This window comes from Segatella copri (genome assembly GCF_009494395.1).
Taxonomy (GTDB): Bacteria; Bacteroidota; Bacteroidia; order Bacteroidales; family Bacteroidaceae; genus Prevotella.
Window position 1 is genome coordinate 1 of the sequence record NZ_VZCB01000043.1, and the last position, 19,055, is coordinate 19,055.

The window sequence follows — 19,055 nt, forward strand, 5'->3', positions numbered from 1 at the left end:
AAATTAATCCCAACAGTATATCTCGTATTTGTCGCTTTTGTCAAGGCATAAACAACAGAAACGCTTCGTTAATAATAGTGGGATTATATAATCCCGTTTTTAATCTCTTTGAGAGGTTGCAATTCCTGGAATTACAAAACCTTTAGCGTTTTATTCTTATGTTTATTTCTGTTTCTTTTTCTTATGTAAATTTTAAAAGTTCGACAATCTAGTTCCTGCAATTATAGTCTGTTTACTATTCATTGCTTTGCAAAAAATAATAAATTTTCAAGAGATAAAGGTAAGATGTGGAAAAGATTAACTAAAAATAACGTAAAATGATGAAAGCCGATGTGAGAATCATCGTCAGCAACAGAACGTTATGGCAACAGGTATTCGGATAAGCTATATCCGAACACCGCCTACTATCTCCATAAAGGTTCATTTTCCCATCCTTGCGGAAATCCCATGGCATGCAAATCTACATTAGAGTATTTTGCAAAGAGTTTGAGTAGAGAACTTTTCAAGTCCATGCAAGGTTTGATAGTTTGTTCCAAATATAATAAGGTGCATAGCTGATGGTACAACTTGATAGGCTTCTGACTTGGAGTAATCCAATTGAGAGGAAGTCGGTTCGGCAATTGAGGCTTCAAGGCAAAACGTCTGTTCCATATACGTGCATGATGGGCACAGCAATTGCGAAGTACGGTAATGCACCTTATCCAACTTTCTAAATAAGTGTATTGAGGAAGTCCAAACTCTCTTGCCACTTGCTTCTTTAATCGATTGTCCTTAAACAGGCAAAACAACTTGGAAAGAGTACCAAAAGAAACAACCTCCAAGGTCTTCCACACGGGTGGAAGAGCTGGATAATTATATTTCTCGGAATGTTCCTTGATGAAATCTTCATTTGAGCGAGACACCTCTTTCTTGATATTGTCAAGACAACCTTCATAAAACTCTGCATTCTTGAACAATGACGAATCCATAAACCAAAATGCCCCATATTCCATTGAGAACACTTGAATCATCTTGGTTCGGAGAGAAATCTCAATATCTTGGATAGCCTTGAATATAAGTTGGCGTAGTTCTTTATCAAAGAGATAAAGGTTGATGGCTTGCTCGAATGTACTGCCGGATTTGTAAAGATGATGTTGTTGGTCTTGCTCCATGTATCGAAGATAACTAGCGATACGGAAATAGCTGATATTGCGAAGCTGTAATTTGGCTGTAGCAACATCCTCTATCATTAGTCCTCTGTTTTGGAGCAAGGCTAATTGTTCATCTATATTTATCGGTTGTTTGTCGTAGTTCATATACCCATATAAAAAGCGAAGTCCCACCGTGGTACGCATCGTTGAGAGGCGTGGTGGGATTTGTTGCTGCAAAAATACGCTTTTTTGTCGGAATCTCCAAATATTTTCTTAGAAAACTGCATTTCATGCATGGAATTTAACACAAAAAGTTCTAATTGCCATAAAATTCTCATCGTAATTCATTGGATATTTAGAAAATTATCGTATCTTTGTCCCCGAATTAAGGCGTTCTTTGTATATTGCAAAATACAGAAACGGGCAGAAGTCCGCTCGTTTCCATATTGTTACCTGTATAATATAGGTAAACGCCCAAATTCTTGATTTTCAATCAAAGTCCAATTTAGAGCGAGTTATCCGAATTAACTAACAACTTATATAAACTTAATCTAAACCTAAAACAAACTAATGGAGTTTGGCTTAGATGGAAATCTAAGCCTAAACTGAAACCTAGCTGAGAATGTTAGCCCACAGTAATCTGTCGAGCAACCTTCTGCTCTTCCTGCTGCATCTTAGGCAACTGGATGGTGAGCACACCGTCAGCTACGCTGGCAGAAATCTTCTCCTTGTTGACATCGTCTGGGAGAATCAGAGTCTGCTCAAACTTAGCGTAAGAGAACTCGCGACGCAAATATACGTGCTCCTCCTGCTCTGGCTGGCGCTTGTTCTCCATCTTGATATGGAGATCACCGTTCTCATTGAGATTTACCTCAAAGTCGTCCTTGCGCATTCCTGGAGCTGCAAGTTCTACTGTATATTTTGTCAAAGACTCCTTTACGTTGATGGCTGGGGCTGTAGTATTAGCCTTCTGCATATTACCCTCGTTGAAGAGTCCGTTAAATACCTCTGGTATCCAAGAATTTCTGTACATCATAATCTTAACCTCCGATTATATTTTAATTATTATTATTCGTTATTATTTAATGTTGTGTAGCGAATTATTTATCCGCTTACATTCTCTCTTTTTGCAATCCTTATACCAAAGTGGAAATTTCTGTCATTTCGGCAGAAAAGCTGAAGAAAAGCAAATAAAAACCCTCCAAACAAAATAAAAAGCCCGACATTCTGTCACGAATGCCGGGCTCGTAATTTTTAACAAGAGAGCCGCTGTTCTTCTCGGTTTCACCGAGAGTCCCCCCGGTTCTTTATTTCTCCATGAACTTCTTGGCAGCTCTGAGCTGGTGTCTCATCACGCTCAGGAATTCCTGGCTCTCCTGAAGTACATTCAGATAAACCAGTGAAATTTGCATCAGAGAATTATCTGAAAGATGCTGGATGCGGTCAATATGCTTCTTGCGAAGTACGCTGAGCTCATCCTTGCAGGCATCTGCTTCGGCGAGAATTTCGCGGTAGTTCTCGTAGCGGTTGGTTTCAATCTGTTCGCAGCTCATACGCATCAGGTCGTTGATCTTCTGGCGTACAGGAGCAAACTCCTTGGTGTATTCTGCTGGGAGTGGATTGAAGTTGTTGTCCACGTGCTCCTTGATTGGGTCGAGCATACGGCGCAGAGAGTAGATGAACTGCTGGTTGCTGTTGGCACCCAGGTGGAACCAGGTGTTGCGCTCGATGGCAATCTCCATAGGTGATTTCTTCAAACCGAGCATCTCCTGGCGACGGAACTTCTTCAGCATATCCTGCTCCTTCTTCAAGTCCTTGTTGGCATGACGGAGATACTTAGGATTCTCGTTGGCAAGACCATCCATAATCTGGTTGAACTCATTGAGGGCAAAGTGGCAGACGAAGCTCTGGGTGCGGGATACCTGTCGACGAAGCAGATCCCATACTATTTCTGAATCGTGTGAACGCATCATCAACTGGAAGGTACTGCCCTTGCTCTCTTCCTTAACCTTCTTGTTATACTGGATGTTGCTGCGGATGAGCAGGAAGATAACCAATGCCATGAAGCAGCTCTGGATTCCTACACCGCCGAAGTGCATGATGAGGCAGACAATGGCGCAGGCTGCGAAAGCTACACCGGCTGTGATAAACCATCCACCAATCACACTCAAAACACCTGTTACACGGAATACGGCACTCTCACGGCTCCAGGCTCTATCTGCGAGTGAAGAACCCATTGCCACCATAAAGGTTACGTAGGTGGTAGAGAGTGGCAACTTCAGGTTGGTACCGATGGTGATGAGCATACTTGCCAATACCAGGTTTACGGCTGCACGAACCACGTCGAAGGCTGCGCTCTCTTCCAACTCTACATCGTTCTTGTCGAAACGGCTGTTGATCCAGTTCATCAAAGGTTTTGGCAGGAACTGCTTCAACCATGAATCTGTAGCCTGGCAGTTGCGTACAATCACGCGGGCTGCAGAAGAACTTCCGAACATCTCGTCACCCTCGTCCTGACGGCTCAAATCCACAGAAGTCTTGATTACGTTCTGAGCCTTCTTGGAAGTAGCCATGGCGATGATCATCACCGCACCGGCAGCGAGAAGATAGAGTGGGGTAGTCTTGGCACTATCCATCAGAGAAGTCATCATAAACTGGTCTGGAGCAGCCCCGTTGGCATTTGCCATATAGTCCTGATAAGAAGAAAGACCTGCGAGAGGCACACCGATGAAGTTAACCAGGTCGTTGCCGGCGAAAGCCATAGCCAGGGCGAAAGTACCCATCAATACGGTAAACTTGAAGATGTTGATGCGGCAGAGATGCAGGAACTCCATCACGATGGCAGAACCTACGAAGGTGATGCAGAGCAGCAAGCCCAGGTTCTGGTCGATATAATCGCGCCATTCAGCTGGCAGGTAAGGACTCTTACCCAATCCCTTCATGAAGATGAAGTAAGAGAGGGCTGTGAAGGCGATACCGCCGAAGATGGCGATGCTGTAGCGTGAATGCTTGCGATAGTTGAAGGTGAAGATGATACGGGAAAGCCACATCACGAAAGCACCGAACACGAAGGCGATGATAACGGATGAGAAGATACCCATGATAACCTCCAGTGCCTTGTTACTGTTCAGCAAGACACCGTAGTTGAGGCTGTCATCGCCATACATCTTCAGGGTTGCGAGGATAAAGGCACCTCCCAGGAGCTCGAACACCAGCGAAACGGTGGTTGATGTCGGCATACCCAGCGTGTTGAACACATCCAACACGATAACGTCAGTCACCATGACTGCCAGGAAGAGCGTCATCACTTCCTCGAAGGTGAAGTGGTCTGGACTCATGATGCCGTGTCGGGCAATATCCATCATTCCCGATGACATGATGGCACCTAGTACTACACCGCAGGATGCGATGATGAGCACCGTGCGAAACTTAGCCACCTTAGCTCCGATGGCAGATTGCAGGAAGTTGACAGCATCGTTGCTGACTCCCACGAAGAGATCAAACACTGCCAGACAGAGCAGGAAGATCACAATACAAAGATAAATCGTACTCATATTTATTAATGTTTATATACCTTATTATATAGGGGCTTGTCTCAACATAGCTAGATACATTTCTCCCCTTGCTTTTCCGGGTGCAAAGGTACGAGTACGATGTTACAGGCGATTTAAACAGGTGTTACAATATTGTTAAGATGTTGTTGTGCTTTGCGAGGTATAGATAATATGTTTTTCGTGGAAATTGGTTTGTAAGTGTGAAAAGTCAATATCTTTAGTCTAAAATCGTAAAAATGAAATAATTTATCCACAAAAATAAAGAAATATGCGAAAATATTTGGAAGTTACAGAAGTATTTTATATTTTTGCACTGTCCTCACGCTGAAGTCGCATGTCGTATGTGACGTGGAGGCTGAGGGCATATATACATAAGGCGTTACTGGACGCTTTGGTTTTGACTGTAGAAGAACTTCGCAAACTCATCTGATTGTCAAAAACAAAGCAACGGGAACGCCCCAAGGGTGTAGTATAATATTACGCTTGCATTATCATAATGTTTGTGATAGTGTGGGAGTTCTATATATGCATCAGCGTGGGGCTTTCGGCGTTGTATCAGCGTTGTACATTGAAAGACGATATTTCTTATTTGTTACCTACTTGATTATCAGCAGGTACAGGAAAACTCAAACATAAGCATCATTTTATTGGGTGACAAGAAAGAACCAACAAAATGAAAAACAAATCTTGTGCAACAAATTTTGCTACCCAACAACCATTTTCCCTGTTACTTTTACTTCAAGAACCATTTTTACTGGCGGAAAGAAAAAAGATGTGTTACTTGTCTATGGCAGCCAACCAAAGCCAATACACAAATATAAATTCATTCATCTTAGGATATATATACTAATGGATTGGATGAACTGAACGAATTGCGGAGCGATAGCCCAACCGTGCCATGTGCAGTATTGGGTTGTCGCTCTCTTTCTTTCCGCCAGTAAGAACTCTTGTATGATTTCTGTTACTTTCCACTTGTAACCGCTTGTTTCAAGTCATTCTTAGCTCTTTTATTCTCATTTCTCAACTATTCTAATTGTTACTCCGTTACCTGAATCTTCATCACCATTTCTGGGCTTTGATAAATTTGGTTGCAAAGGTAATGTCTGTACCCATATTCCTTGCAAGGTCAGTGCCTATGGTCTCTTGCTAAAATCTCCACCTTGCAGGTCGTATTTGAGCAGAGAACCTTGCAGGAAAAGCACAGACACCTTTTGAGGCAACAAAATTTTAATCAATCCCGAAATTGCAGATGCAAAATTAGGGAATAAAAAATGAAGACTTATGGCAAACATTTGTGACACTCAGTACAAGGTGATGGGCGAACGCAAGGCGGTAGCCGACCTTTGGAACACACTCCAAGCAATGGAGGTGAACACCAAGAACGTATATCTCTACAAGTTGGCGGAACACTATGGCATCGACTATGAGAAGATGGGTATATCGGTAAGAGGACATATCTATTGGGCAGAGTTTGAGGCAGACGAGGACATCTGCTTGTTGTCCTTTGACACCGAAAGTGCATGGTCTGCCTGTGAGGAGTTCTTTGATGAACTGAACAAAGTTCTTGGTGGAGAACTTTCCGTCAGTTATCGTGAGATAGAATGTGGATGCGACATTTTCTATGTCCATGACGAGCAAGGCTTCTTCCCAGAGGAATGCTGTGTGAGTTCTTCGGGTGAGCCTTTCGAGGATGCTTGTGAGGACATCTTTGACACTTGCCAAGATGCTATTGCCAAGTGGTGTGAGAAGATGGGTATCGCGCAAGGTGACAGAACCGATGATGAAATGATGGACTTCATCAACGGCTATGAGTATGAGAACGAGGACACCTATTATTATATAAACAAGTTCACGTTTAGCTGATGAAAAGATTTGAGACGATAGAGAAAATCCCCACTTGGGCATTATGCTATATCATCAATGGCGACCCTACGGGATTGAGTGATGAGGACATCAAGATGATTGATGGCTTCATGCAGAAATGGCAAGTGGAGATTGTTTCTCCAATCAGCCAAGACGGAAACGTATCATTCTCGCACTATCCTGCCTTTGGACTACCTGCCGAGGTTGAGGAGTGCAAGGTGATTTATCATTCAGAGAACTCACAAACTTTATAGAGCTATGTTTGAATACGAAGAATTGACCGACATTATCGGTTGCAGTTGCACACTGCTGATACCCTACAGAGGACGCACAGAAGGTTTCGTGGTTGCAGACTATGGTGAGGACATCGTGGTGAAATTGCGCAATGGCAAGGAAATAGTAGAAAGACGTGATGACGTTCTTGTCTATGACTGACGAAAAGGATGCTTGGTGAAGGTTATACTCGCCAGGCATCTTTTTTCTTTCCGCCAGTAAAAGCCCTTTTGTATGTAACGGCAAACTCCCTTCATCGTTTGCCGATAAACTTTTATATGGCTATGCTTTGATGGTTGTATTCGCCAAATGGCGACCTGCCTCTTTGTATGAGATAAAATCTGCGACTACGCCTTTCTTGGAGCTTTTCGTACAATGAAGCCTTTTGTCTGAGGATGGATCTTGTTTGCAACATTGCGATTGTAGTTGGTTGCTCATGCTTTCCTTCCTCTACAAATAGGAGTAGCCTTCGAAGCTGGTTCTCCTTCTGCTTGTCTTTGTCAATATGCTCATGCGACCACCCTCCATGCGGAAAAGTGTATTGCCTGTTGGTTTACCATTGTTTATGACGGCACACGCCATGGAAACGTGCTTTGCATTGGTGACGGTTACTGCAAATGATTGAGCCATACGATGCTGTTACGGTGTTCTTGCGTCCTTTTCTGAATTACCGATTTTTTTGAAGCCACTATTTTTCCTATGCAAAGGTAGCGTGATGCTTCGACAGATGGAATCCGTCTTGTGCGGTCGCTTCGCTGTGACCAATAAAATAGCCGATAATCTTCCTTTTTCTCCTCACCGCCAACAGAAAACGAGTATTATAGTCGATTTTCATGGTGCTGCCCTCATGTGCCACATCCCTGCTTTTGAATTGCATGTAAAAATTAAGTTTCACTTCAAAAAGTAATTCAATATGAAAAAAATCGAGAACACTTTCGTAGTAACAGGATTCGTAGGCAACAACGCAGAAATCCGTCAGTTCACCAACGCTTCAGTAGCACGTTTCTCATTGGCAGTCAGCCGTCAGGAGAAGAATGGTGAGGAAACCAACAGGGTATCAGCTTTCATGAACATGGAGGCATGGCGCAAGAACGAGCATGTAGACTCTTTCGACAAGCTGCAGAAGGGAACCATGCTCACCGTCGAGGGCTACTTCAAACCAGACGAGTGGGTTGATCAGCAAGGCACCAAGCACAACCGCATCGTCTTCATCGCAAACAAGTTCTATCCTACACCAGACAAGGAGGAAACTCCAGCAGCAGAGCCTGAAAAGCCTACCAAGAAAGGCAAGAAATAGGATTTCTTCATTCTCTCCAATAAACAAAGCGGCTTCGGTCGCTTTTGTTTTGCTCATACAACCATGTTTACTTTTATACCCACTATTAGCAAGTTTACTCTTATAACCGCATGCGTACTGCTATTATAAGCGTCAAGCCGTCTTCCCTTTTTATTACTTTGTCCCACCCATCTGCGAAACCGCACCAACAGTTCGTCAAAGCGACATTCTTTATTTATCGGGAGTAAGATCCCGAAAGATGAAGAATGACCATTTGCCGAAGGACAAGCACGAACAGAATGGCATTGGCTAACGGCATCCGTGACGCAACCGTCACTTACATGCTGTCTACCAATGCCACCCCTTTCGTTAAGTTGCTTGTCTGGCTGTTGCGCAGTTTCACTCCCACCCATATCTTTTATATTCACTTCTCGTCTTCCTTTTATAATCCATGGTTTACCCTTTTTATAGCCGTCACAAAGATTTCATGCCAAAAGGCTCCTTGACTGTGGCGACCAACTGTCGCTACTGCAATAAGCCACATGGTATGAAGGCTGGAGCGGAAACACACTCGGCATGGATGCCAAGAGAGTTTCCCAATTACTCCTGCCGCATCTTTGTTCCGTCCTTCTATTATAATCGGCAAGCCATTCTCTCTTTATAGCACTTCGTCCCTCCCTTGCGGAATTGCACCAATGGCGCAGTTCCACACCCACCCTTTTCTTGTTGTAATCTTATGTAGTAGCACTTATAGCCATTTCATTTCGTCCATCGTCTTTGCCGCTTCGGATATTTTCCGCAAAGGTACCAGTTGCGTGGCAAATGCCAAATTGGGCATCATGGATGCTTTTCAAAAAATCTTCCTCTATGTGCCTTGCATATAGAGCGTATTTTTCGCTTCCGATTTGTCTTTTTGCCTTCCAACTCCTTTGCGTGGCGGAAAAATATCCCTTGGGCAAGCCGAAAGGCTTCCGAAAATAGGGAAAATAAATAATCGAGTTTAACGCAAATAATTTTCCGACTATGGCAAGAATGATAGACGACAACATCAAGAGACAGCTGAGCAAGAGGATGGATTTCTTCTTGAAGTATTTCCCTGTTAGGGTTCGCAATGTGGGCGAGGACGCAGTGGCTGCACGCCAACTGATTTGGGCGTTCAAGGATGCAAGGGACAACGCTTTTGAGAAGGTGGCGCAAATGACCGCAGCACATCTTATAAAAGTTTGTGGTGAGAAGATAAAGGACATCGTGTTTGTATGTGTGCCAGCCAGCACCCAAGCCAAGAACGAGAGTCGATACATGGCTTTCTGTAATCGTGTGAGCGAGCTTTGCGGCATCATCAACGGCTATTCGCACATATCCGTTTCAGGCGACCGCTTGGCAGTACACGAGCACCGCCATGACAAGGAAAAGAGCATCACTAAGACACAAGTGATAGAGTTTGATGAAGCCTACTTCAAAGGCAAGGACATCTATGTTTTTGATGATGTGGTAACGACCGGCGCAAGCTATGCCATTTTTGCCAATCAGTTGGAAATGTTTGGCGGAAACGTGTTGGGAGGTCTTTTCTTGGGACGCACACACTATAAATATGCAAAGTGATATGGATAAGACAAAGTACATCAAAGCCAATTCCGTGGCTTTTTCGGGACATCGCACGATAGCGGAAGACCGCAAGGACGAGATAAGGAAGAAACTGAGTGGCAAGATAAGGCTGCTCTATGCTATGGGCATCACCAATTTCTATTGTGGCATGGCACTCGGTTTCGATATGTTGGCAGCCGAGGAGGTGATTTCATTGAAAGTGGAACTTCCCAATCTGAAACTTATTGCCGTCATTCCCTATGACGGTCAGAACGAGAGGTGGAGCGCAAGGGAGCAAGACCGCTATTGGGATATTCTTGACAAGGCGGACGATGCTATTCTGTTGAGCAAGCACTATTTCAATGGATGCTTGCTCAGACGAAATGATTATATGCTTTTTCATTCGTGCGGACTGATTGCTTTCTTCGACGGCAAGCCCAAGGGCGGCACGTTCTACACTTGCCGAAAAGCCAAGTCGATGGGGATGGACATCATCAATCTGTACAAGACACAAGTATAACAAACGAAAACTATAGCGTATGGACGACATCGTATCTTTGTTCGTGGTGTTCTTCGTGTTCAAGGCTTTAGGCGGAACGCTCAAAAGCCTTTTCCACGGAGACAAGCGAAATGATTTCAGAAGAGACAGATAAGGAATTGCCTTATCTGCCAAGTATTATGAGCAAGCCATACTGCAAGCATCAGTTGCAGTATGGCTCACCATTTATCTATATTGCACAAAAATCTAATTCGTTCAATAAGGATTTGTATGTTTTGCGAAACTTACTAATGGCAATATTTTTGATATTGCCTGGCTTGTTGCTTGTTATCAATTCATTCAGTAAAGCCGTGTCAGCTATGGCTGATTTCATTGCATCTACGCTCTTCTTATATCCACATACCAATTTTGCGCCTGTAATAGACTTGAAGTGTTCAACTTCAGAGGTGTTAGCGAGTGTTTTACAGCAACTAAAGTGAACTATTTTATCACGGAAGAACTCCCCGGCTATATCTGCCAATTCTTGTAAATCAACATTTCCATTCTCTCCCTCTAAACTTATAGAATGAAACCAACCATGACAAGCTATATAAACAATGTCTATTTTATTCCATTCACGTTTGTTCCTGTTGAAATACTCTATGTAGAGTTTCAAATCCTCTTTTGTCAAAATGTGCCTATAAATAGCATCGCATTTATGATATTCTTTCAACATTCTAAGAATGGGCTCGCTATTCAAATCAAAGCGTTCAGGCTTTTTGTGGGTATTGAATTTCCATTCTCCCTCAAAACAAAGTATATTCTTCATAAAATCACCTTTTATATTTCGCTTTCATTCTTTGGTTTTCTCTTGCCAAGCGGTCCGCTGAACTTGCCACGGTTCAGCTTCACCCCATACTTGTTGAGTATGCGGAACACCGAGCTGCGGCTCCTGAAGCCGCTGACCTTCCAGATGTCATCGATAGTGTAGTTGTTGTTATACATATTGACGATATTCCTCTCACGGTCGATGCCTTTCTTCGGAGTTGAACTCTTGGCAGGTTTGATACCCGACTTGATATATTCCACATGGGCAGTAGCCTTGCGCAAGGCGACAACCTCTTCCGATAGCGAGCCGAACATGAATAGCACATCGGCTATTGATGTACCTGGGAACAACTCACACTTTGAGTCAATCTTATCCTGAATGGATATTATCCTTATCACCTTCACCCTACAAAACTCCAAGAACATCGCCAATTCCCGAACACCACGCAGCGCATTGCTGAACTTCGAGATGACCAGTTCGTCACCTCGTTCCAGACAATCCATGAGCTGCTTCCATTCCGGGCGTGTCTTCTCTTGGCTTGCACTATCTTCTATGATACGGCAGCAACCGTACTTCTCCATCCATGCCCGGTCAAAGGTGAATGTGTCATACTGCTCCGAGTTAAATATGTAACCTACTTTTGCCATAGCTATTATACACTGATTTGTAATTTGCCGACAAAGATACTTATATTCCATCAAAGTATAATCATACTCTGATAATTATTATAGTTAATTAAAGATTGATGTACTGCACTTTCTTGGATATATTATCATTTCATATCATGCTATAAAGTATGAATGAGAATAAAACATAAAGTTTGATTTAGTTTGAATGAATACCCGATAAATAGTCGTAAATTCGCACCGCAAATTTCAAACAAAGTCCGAAATGGAAAGTATAAACATTATCATATCTGCGGCAAAAAGCCGATTGAGGGTGAAGTGCAAACAACCTTGCACTTCAAGTTTTCGCATATCATACTTTGATGGTAGAAAACATATGTCCATGTTGTCTGCCATCATACTTGCCATTCTTTTGCTGGCATCCTGTTCAAAAAATGCCAGTGAACTGTCTTTCCATGATGCAAGGGAGGCATTGGATGCGCAAAAGGTGTTCCTTTCAAGGATGAAATCAGACAAGGATTTGTCTATGGAACACCTTGCCGACAAAATATCCAAATGGCGTACTTTAGAAGACTCGGTTTCTGCTTGTCTGATGCGAGACACCATCAAAAAGGCACATTCGTTTCCGATGGAAGAATTTTCCAATGTCCATGACTCCATCCGTGACGAGTTTATGCGCATAGCTACCGCCAAGCGAAGGACATTCAAGGATGTGCTCCTGTTGAAGATGAAAGCCTCCCCTTATAAAGGTAAGAAGGAAACGGACAGCCTTTCCCTGGTGGCTTCAAAGTTTTTTGAGAGTATGGACACCATACCATTATATAAAGGTGACAAGACAAGGATCTTGACCACCTATCATTTCTTCTTGGAGAAGGTGAAGAAGGAAGGCATTGCCAACCAATCACAGTTTCTCGCCTTTCTGAAAACGGAGGATAGGCTGTTCAGAACATTTCTATCTCATCTATACGAGATGAGCGACGTGTCGGTTTCGCATATAACAAGTGGAACAGAAGATGTGTGCAAGATGATTGCTCAATCTTCAAGGAAAGGAAACTTACCGGCAAGGGATGCCGTGGCATATATGGCGGTTCGTACCAATCGAAGAATCATCGCCAATGCGCAGACTTGCGTTGCTGATATTAAGAGTGGAAAGGTTACTTCCGCTGAACAACGGACTGCCTATTTTTGGATGATACTGCAACCATTCCTGTCCATTGATGACTTCGGAATGGCGATGCTTTCAGAGAATCAGCGAAAGGATTTGGTGCAACTGTCAATAGATGCTTTAGGCACAATCGCCTGTCTTAGCCGTTCCTCGCAGATGGACAAGAATATGACAGACGGGTTACCAGATATGTTCATCAAGCTATACATTTCTTCATTATAAACACAATAGTTATGCTGCATAAATTTCTCAACGACTTCCTGGCACTTGCACCATTGCAGTTGCCGGAGCTTATCAACCAGGAGCGCATGGAACAGCCAGTCTATGAAGACGGCTATGTCCTGCTTGACTTCAAGTTGGAAAAGCCTTGTCCTCTCGAAGAGGTGATGAACCTGTTCGAAGACCAGATGGAACTGGTCATCCTTTACCACAAGGTGACTTCCGTACATACTGAGTTCGGACAGTTCTGCTGTGCCTTCTCCAACCCTAATTTCGGGCGGATGTACAAGATGAATGCCAGTACGGATGCCAATGGAAATGTCCACTCCGTCATGGTGACAATCTATGAGTCCTTGGAGTTCATGTACGGTGACTTGTGTCACGACATGGAACTGCAAGCGAGGACAGGCTTCTTCAAGTACAAGCGTGACAAGGCGGACATGCTGATGTGTTTTATGTGACATTACGTTCCATTTATGAGCGACGTGCAGCTTCAGAACATCGTGGACATCATCCACAAATGCCACACATGGATAGACGTTGGCAGTTCGTTCCATTGGAAAGACACCGCCGTTTCACGGCATGGCATGGTGCAGACCGTCTGCTGTCGGTGTCTGACTCTTCGAGCCTGTCATTCCAATAATGATTATGTCCGTGGGCAGGAGTGGCATATTCCACTGCTTGACATTGACCGAAGTGCCAAGATTCTTATGAGAAAGGATGCTGGTTTCAAGAAACGCCTTGCATCAAATGCTTTGACAATGGCGGATGTCGAGCGACTTTTCATGGAAGTCACCTATGGAATTATTGAGTTGGAGCTATTCGAAGGTTATTGACCGTTTTACATTACAATTTGATCTATGATATTCAAGATTATCTTTCTTTTCTTCCCTATGCTTCTTCTCTTGGCATCAACGATGTGCTACAGGAAGAACAATCGGATGATGCAGAGATTTTATCTCCGCATGGTGTTTTCGCATAATTTTCGAAAACTGTACACATTGCTGTTGCTGATGGCAATATTGGTGTTCAGTTTCGTGGCATATCAAGTACAGCCCAACGAGATTGGTGCTCATGTAACGGCACTATTGGCATTGTTGCTGTTCAAGTTCTCCTATGCAGACAATCTGCTACATAGGTTGCACGACAACAGGAAATCACATGCCATCGCCTTTACAGCCTCATTGGTGTTCATGTTCACTCCCCATTTGTACACATTGGGAGTGATGGTAGGTATGCTCTTGGTGGCATCCATCTACTATCCGTCCTCAAAGGTCATCTTCAAGGCACAATGTCCTGACAGTGGCAGACACTTGGCGCAATGTCCTGAGGACATCGTAAACTTCTACTTTTAGTCCATTCTTGGAAAATGCCACTTGGTACTGGCGCATTCCACAACACTCAGTCTAAAATGAGAATCATTATTTCACAACATCAACAAGACATTTTCAATGAAACATATACCAAAGGAAAATATAAAGGTAAGCCTTTCTGTCGGCTTTCTGGCATCTCTCCAGGAGCGACATAACGAGCGATATTCCAAACATGAGGCATTCTGTTATCTGCTGGACAAGGCTTGTGAACACTACATGCCGAAAGCCGTAAGCAAGGAAGTGGCAGACGAATTGAAAGATTTTCAGTTTATCACAACCAAAACCCAACTTGCGGAGGACTGGCATTGGCATCGTGCCACCGTGCGTCAGTTTCTCGAAAAATTAACGGAACATGGGCTGATACACTGCAAGGAGTTTGAAACGAAATACACCATCATCACGATGATTGGCATGAAGGACGGTAACGTTCCGACAATGCGAAATAGCATATTGGAACCAATCATCCGTTTCACAATGGACAGTTGGTTCAATGGCACTTCCACCACAGAAGAGACTGCCGTTGTCTGTGGCCAGATTGTAAAGGGTGCGGTAGCATTATCGCAAGAAAACAACTCTGCTTCTACATCATCTGACAACCAACTTTCATCTGATGATATTGCCACTTGCATGATTGGCAGACTTGTGGATTGTATGCCTCTTGTAGATGAGGAAGAACATAACAAACTTCAGTTGCGTAACGCAATCTTCAAGTTCTTCACTCGTGTTCTCAATCGCGACTGGCTCCAGTTGCTCCTTCTGATAAAGGAACTGCCCGACATCGCCAGTCATGGAAAGGCTGCTTCCGTCAAATTGAACACAGCTGAAGACATGAGCCTTTTCCAATCCCTGTGTTCCGCTTATAAGGCTTGCTGTCCTACCTCAACAGTTGAGACTGCTTCCAAGTCAGTTGTAACCGCCAAGGCGGACAACCATAAGTAGAGTTCATTCTGTTCTTTTTTAGCTGCCTTACGGACATTCTCCTTTTAAGACCTCACGGTTCGGTACTGGCATATCGCACTCGTCGTGGCTTGCCTTTTTTAGTGCATCGGGCTTGCCCGCTGTTCACGAATTTAGGGAGTGTGGTAACTCATTACCCCTACGACCTAAAAGTCTTCGGGAGAGTGTCCGCCAAGGCAGCAAGCTGGGACACTGTTTTTACTGACACATATAAGCATATCAGAGATATGGAAAGAATAGCAAAGCAGGTATTGAACGTCAGGGGACGTAAGGGATGCGCCGCCGCTCTCAGCCGTGAATACCAACGAAACTGGAGCGACCGGGCTTGGCAGGTAGCCATTGCCAAGGGTAACTATGACCTCGGCAGACAGCATCTGAACTTCCAGATTTCCAAGGGAGGCAAGATAGCACCTATCGACAAGAGCAAGTCCATCCCACAGATGATGGCTGAGAACTTGGCTGCTCGTGGCATCAAGGACAAAAATGAGGGATTGACTGAGCCACGTTTCAGAACGGTGGCGGACTTCATTTTCAGCGGTTCGCAATGGAAGATGCGTGAGCTTGCCTTCGGTGACCAAAAGGTTGTCTTCAAGCCCGGCGACAACAAGGAGAATTATGCCGTCAAGCGTATGCCTGAGATTGAGCAATGGGCGACGGACATTTATAATTTTGTCGCAGGAAAGTATGGTGAGGAGAATATCGTTGCCTTCTATGTACACTTGGACGAGACTTCACCACACATCCATTGCGTTCTTCTGCCAATCAAGGACGGCAAGTTTGCCTTCAAAGAAATCTTCGCAGGTGCCAACAATCGGGAATATAGTCAACGTACATCGAAACTTCATGACGAGTTGGCGGTGGTCAATGAGCCTTGGGGACTGGTGCGTGGAATGAGCCAAACGGAGACTCGGCAACGACACAGACCTACGGAGGAATACCGCAAGCACCTGTCCGAGGAATGTTCTTCAAAGGAAGAGGAACTGGACAACCTTAACAAGGCTGTAAGCGATCTTCGGGTGGAAATAGCACTGGCAGAACGTCGTGTGAAAGGTCTCTCTTCTATGGTGGAACATCTGGAAGAAGAGAAACATCAGAAGATGTTGGAGATTGACAAGTTGAAGGTGCAGATTGCTAACAAGGAAGGAGATAGTTCCATCTTGTCGCAGAAGATGGAAAAATTGCAAAATGAGTTGGCTTCCGTTGATGAGAAACTGGCAGACAAGAAAGACAAGCTCGCTGTGGCTGACCGACAGTTGGATGAGTTGAATAAGGACATGGAGTTTGTCAAGGAGCGGACAGAGACGCTTCGACAGGATGCCATGCAGTTCTCTCGTGAAGCTCAGACTGGTGCTGGCACACTTATCAAGACAGCTATGTTGGAAAGTATGGTCACTGACTACCGTTCCAAGATAGCATCGTTGCCACCTGAAATCAAAGTCGCATTTGACGGCTCACCATTGGAAACCATAGCCGAGCACACTGCCGAAGTTCTGCATTGTGCCACATTGTTGTATCTTGGCTACATCGACCAAGCTACGACATTTGCCGAAGGGCAAGGTGGCGGAGGCGGTGGCAGCAATGACATGAAATGGGGACGCAACGATGACGAAGATGACAGGCGTTGGGCGCACCGTTGTCTTGCGATGACAAACAGGATGATGCGACCGAAAGGCAGCAAGAGTAGAAAGCGTTAATAGAAAAAATAATCGACAAATTGAAATTTATGATTAGAAAAGCAATATTTATGATGGCATTGTGCCTATGCGGACAAATGCAGGTCAATGCAGCAACAACGGATGATGGCACGAATGAAATGGTGTCATCTGGCATAAACGAGGATATGCTTCGACAGATTGAACCTACATACCTCAAAGAAGTGGCAGTTCCTTCTGCATGGTCTTCCAACTGGTTCGTTGGTGTATCGGGTGGCACTTCCGCTTTTGTAGGAAAACCGCATGGTAAAGGGAACTTGTTCGACAGGATGAAACCTTCCCTGGCAATAAAGGCAGGAAAGTGGTTCACACCAGAGATTGGTGGTCGATTGAGCTTCCAAGGTTTTCAGTTCAAGGATGCCAGCAAGAATGTCCGTGATTACAAGATGGTTCATGCGGATTTTCTTTGGAATGTGACCAACAGTTTTGTCAAAGACCATGCCACCACACAAAGATGGGGATTAATTCCGTATGCTGGTTGCGGTATTATCTATAACGAGGATAACGGCAAGAGTCCGTTTGTCATCAACTATGGTGTGCTTGGACAATATCGTTTAACAAAGCGTTTGGCGGTCAACATGGAATTGGGTGGCGCAACCGCATTCCGTGACTTTGATGGTGTGGGCGCATCCAATAAGTTTGGTGACAATTTGTTCACCTTGTCTGCCGGACTGACTTTCAATATCGGGAAGGTCGGTTGGAAGAAGGTTGTAGATGCCACTCCTTATATCAACCAGAACAAATGGCTGACAGATTACACCAATGATTTGTTGGCTCGCAACCAAAAGTTAAGCAAAGCTCATGCGGAGGATGCCAATGCCATCGCTGAAATGAGAAAGATCTTGGAGATTGAAGGATTGCTGAAAGCCTATGCCGACCGCCTGACATATTATGCGGATAGTACGGAGTATTGCATCTACCCCAAAAATGACTACAGCGGTTTGAACTCGCTCCGTGCAAGATTGGCTCACAAGGATTGGAATGGCATGGGAAAACCTAAAACAAGCCGCTCTCTGGAGTATAGTTTCTCTGTTTCCGATTCTGTTTCTTGGAACAAATACATTGCAGAAATGGCAGGTGGAACCAAGTGCATCGGTTCGCCAGTGTTCTTCTTTTTCAAGATTGGAACCACGCAGTTAGTTGACGTTTCACAGATGGCAAACTTGGATGAGCTTACTCGTGTTGCTAAGGCTTATCATCTCAAAATTTCCGTTGTTGGTGCTGCCGACAGTGCCACAGGAAACGATGGCATCAACAATCCTCTCAGCAAGTCAAGAGCGGATTATATCACGCAACAGCTTGTGGCAAGAGGCATTGACAAGTCCATGATAATATCAAAAAGCGAGGGCGGTATTGATAAGTATTCACCAATTGCTGCCAACCGTCATACGGCGGTCAGACTATTTGCACAGTAAATGTGTTTTACTATCATTCATACGATAAGCGGTAATCTGCAAAACAATGATTATCAAAAGAAAGAGTCCGTTCGTGATGAATGGACTCTTTCTGCTATTGGTTGTTTTGTTCTTTCTCCTGTCGCAATATCTTGTTTATGACAGTGATGACTTGCTCTTGTATATAAGCTTTGAACATCGTGTCATCCTTTATGGCAAAGTCCAACTGTTCATATACTACAGTATTGACAGAACTTCTGAGTTGTTTTAGTTTGTCGTTTACTGGTATCTGTCGATGGGCTTGCCAATAGAACGTAATTTCATCTTGCACTATCGCTTTCAACACCATTTTCTGTTCACGGCTGAGTTTCTTGAAAGTCTTGTTTTCTCGTTCTTCGTTGTTGCCATATAAAATAGTATCGATATATTCATCGGCATCTACGATCTCAAACTCATTGTCCCCGAAAGGCAAGTCCAAAATCTTCTTGTTTTCTTTCTTCATCTCACCCATGCACTCCTTACAGATGTGTTGAGCATGACCTTTCCCCGAAAATGACTCGTTCGACTTGTATTCACCACAAATCTTACAGTAATGTCCTCTATGTTTCTTTTTTGCCATAAT

General features: G+C 44.0%; 20 protein-coding genes. 12 read left to right on the plus strand and 8 right to left on the minus strand.

The features are described 5' to 3' along the window. Positions 1–404: 404 nt before the first annotated feature. From F7D73_RS04330 to F7D73_RS04340, 3 genes are all read right to left on the minus strand, one after another. Positions 405–1,295: an Abi family protein gene (locus tag F7D73_RS04330; protein ID WP_228117627.1), complete on the minus strand. Its 891-nt coding sequence runs from the start codon at positions 1,293–1,295 to the stop codon at positions 405–407. Between the two features lie 460 nt (positions 1,296–1,755). After that, positions 1,756–2,163, minus strand: coding sequence for an Hsp20/alpha crystallin family protein (locus F7D73_RS04335; RefSeq protein ID WP_153122549.1), 408 nt, complete (start codon positions 2,161–2,163; stop codon positions 1,756–1,758). 274 nt (positions 2,164–2,437) lie between these two features. Beyond that, complete coding sequence (locus tag F7D73_RS04340) at positions 2,438–4,684, minus strand: inorganic phosphate transporter (RefSeq protein WP_153122493.1); 2,247 nt, start codon at positions 4,682–4,684, stop codon at positions 2,438–2,440. A gap of 1,281 nt (positions 4,685–5,965) precedes the next feature. Here F7D73_RS04340 and F7D73_RS04345 point away from each other — a divergent pair. The 3 genes from F7D73_RS04345 to F7D73_RS04355 are packed head-to-tail and all read left to right on the plus strand — an operon-like array spanning position 5,966 to position 6,982. Then, on the plus strand, positions 5,966–6,547 hold the full coding sequence (locus F7D73_RS04345) for a hypothetical protein (RefSeq protein ID WP_153083492.1): 582 nt from the start codon (positions 5,966–5,968) through the stop codon (positions 6,545–6,547). After that, positions 6,547–6,801 (plus strand): DUF6926 domain-containing protein, encoded by a 255-nt coding sequence (locus F7D73_RS04350; RefSeq protein ID WP_153083493.1) that lies wholly within the window; start codon positions 6,547–6,549, stop codon positions 6,799–6,801. Before F7D73_RS04345 ends, F7D73_RS04350 begins: the two co-directional genes overlap by 1 nt. A gap of 4 nt (positions 6,802–6,805) precedes the next feature. Beyond that, positions 6,806–6,982: a hypothetical protein gene (locus tag F7D73_RS04355; RefSeq protein WP_010537206.1), complete on the plus strand. Its 177-nt coding sequence runs from the start codon at positions 6,806–6,808 to the stop codon at positions 6,980–6,982. A gap of 288 nt (positions 6,983–7,270) precedes the next feature. Here the strand turns inward: F7D73_RS04355 and F7D73_RS04360 are convergent, their stop codons facing one another. Both F7D73_RS04360 and F7D73_RS04365 read right to left on the minus strand, forming a co-directional pair. After that, a complete protein-coding gene (locus F7D73_RS04360; RefSeq protein ID WP_153083494.1) occupies positions 7,271–7,450 on the minus strand; it encodes a hypothetical protein in 180 nt (59 codons plus the stop codon). 67 nt (positions 7,451–7,517) lie between these two features. After that, positions 7,518–7,697: a hypothetical protein gene (locus F7D73_RS04365; RefSeq protein ID WP_022327465.1), complete on the minus strand. Its 180-nt coding sequence runs from the start codon at positions 7,695–7,697 to the stop codon at positions 7,518–7,520. A gap of 36 nt (positions 7,698–7,733) precedes the next feature. Between F7D73_RS04365 and F7D73_RS04370 the strand changes: the two genes are divergently transcribed. The 3 genes from F7D73_RS04370 to F7D73_RS04380 all read left to right on the plus strand — a co-directional run bounded on the left by F7D73_RS04370 (position 7,734) and on the right by F7D73_RS04380 (position 10,200). Continuing rightward, a complete protein-coding gene (locus tag F7D73_RS04370; RefSeq protein ID WP_010537205.1) occupies positions 7,734–8,117 on the plus strand; it encodes a single-stranded DNA-binding protein in 384 nt (127 codons plus the stop codon). Between the two features lie 1,002 nt (positions 8,118–9,119). Then, positions 9,120–9,698, plus strand: a complete 579-nt coding sequence (locus F7D73_RS04375; RefSeq protein WP_010537201.1) for a ribonucleotide-diphosphate reductase subunit alpha — start codon at positions 9,120–9,122, stop codon at positions 9,696–9,698. Position 9,699: 1 nt separating this feature from the next. After that, on the plus strand, positions 9,700–10,200 hold the full coding sequence (locus F7D73_RS04380) for an SLOG family protein (protein WP_194253650.1): 501 nt from the start codon (positions 9,700–9,702) through the stop codon (positions 10,198–10,200). Positions 10,201–10,408: 208 nt separating this feature from the next. On the opposite strand, the gene F7D73_RS04385 is transcribed toward F7D73_RS04380, so the two are convergent. Both F7D73_RS04385 and F7D73_RS04390 read right to left on the minus strand, forming a co-directional pair. Continuing rightward, positions 10,409–10,987 carry a DUF6642 family protein gene (locus F7D73_RS04385; RefSeq protein WP_153083496.1) on the minus strand — a complete coding sequence of 193 codons (579 nt, stop codon included), beginning with the start codon at positions 10,985–10,987 and terminating at the stop codon, positions 10,409–10,411. Between the two features lie 11 nt (positions 10,988–10,998). After that, a complete protein-coding gene (locus F7D73_RS04390) occupies positions 10,999–11,634 on the minus strand; it encodes a recombinase family protein (protein WP_153083497.1) in 636 nt (211 codons plus the stop codon). Positions 11,635–11,995: 361 nt separating this feature from the next. On the opposite strand from F7D73_RS04390, the gene F7D73_RS04395 reads away from it, so the two are divergent. The 6 genes from F7D73_RS04395 to F7D73_RS04420 all read left to right on the plus strand — a co-directional run bounded on the left by F7D73_RS04395 (position 11,996) and on the right by F7D73_RS04420 (position 18,454). Continuing rightward, positions 11,996–13,000, plus strand: coding sequence for a hypothetical protein (locus tag F7D73_RS04395; RefSeq protein WP_153122495.1), 1,005 nt, complete (start codon positions 11,996–11,998; stop codon positions 12,998–13,000). 11 nt (positions 13,001–13,011) lie between these two features. Further along, complete coding sequence (locus F7D73_RS04400) at positions 13,012–13,458, plus strand: hypothetical protein (protein WP_043610617.1); 447 nt, start codon at positions 13,012–13,014, stop codon at positions 13,456–13,458. A gap of 480 nt (positions 13,459–13,938) precedes the next feature. After that, the gene (locus F7D73_RS04405; protein WP_153083499.1) at positions 13,939–14,352 is read left to right on the plus strand and encodes a hypothetical protein; all 414 of its coding nucleotides are present in this window, start codon (positions 13,939–13,941) and stop codon (positions 14,350–14,352) included. Positions 14,353–14,448: 96 nt separating this feature from the next. Further along, positions 14,449–15,309, plus strand: a complete 861-nt coding sequence (locus F7D73_RS04410; RefSeq protein ID WP_153122497.1) for a hypothetical protein — start codon at positions 14,449–14,451, stop codon at positions 15,307–15,309. Positions 15,310–15,554: 245 nt separating this feature from the next. Continuing rightward, on the plus strand, positions 15,555–17,021 hold the full coding sequence (mobV, locus tag F7D73_RS04415) for a MobV family relaxase (protein WP_153122499.1): 1,467 nt from the start codon (positions 15,555–15,557) through the stop codon (positions 17,019–17,021). Between the two features lie 29 nt (positions 17,022–17,050). Then, entirely contained in the window at positions 17,051–18,454 is a 1,404-nt protein-coding gene (locus F7D73_RS04420; RefSeq protein WP_153083502.1) for an OmpA family protein, read from the plus strand. 94 nt (positions 18,455–18,548) lie between these two features. Here F7D73_RS04420 and F7D73_RS04425 read toward each other — a convergent pair whose 3' ends face one another. Further along, positions 18,549–19,052 carry a hypothetical protein gene (locus tag F7D73_RS04425; protein ID WP_153083503.1) on the minus strand — a complete coding sequence of 168 codons (504 nt, stop codon included), beginning with the start codon at positions 19,050–19,052 and terminating at the stop codon, positions 18,549–18,551. Between the last annotated feature and the right edge of the window lie 3 nt (positions 19,053–19,055).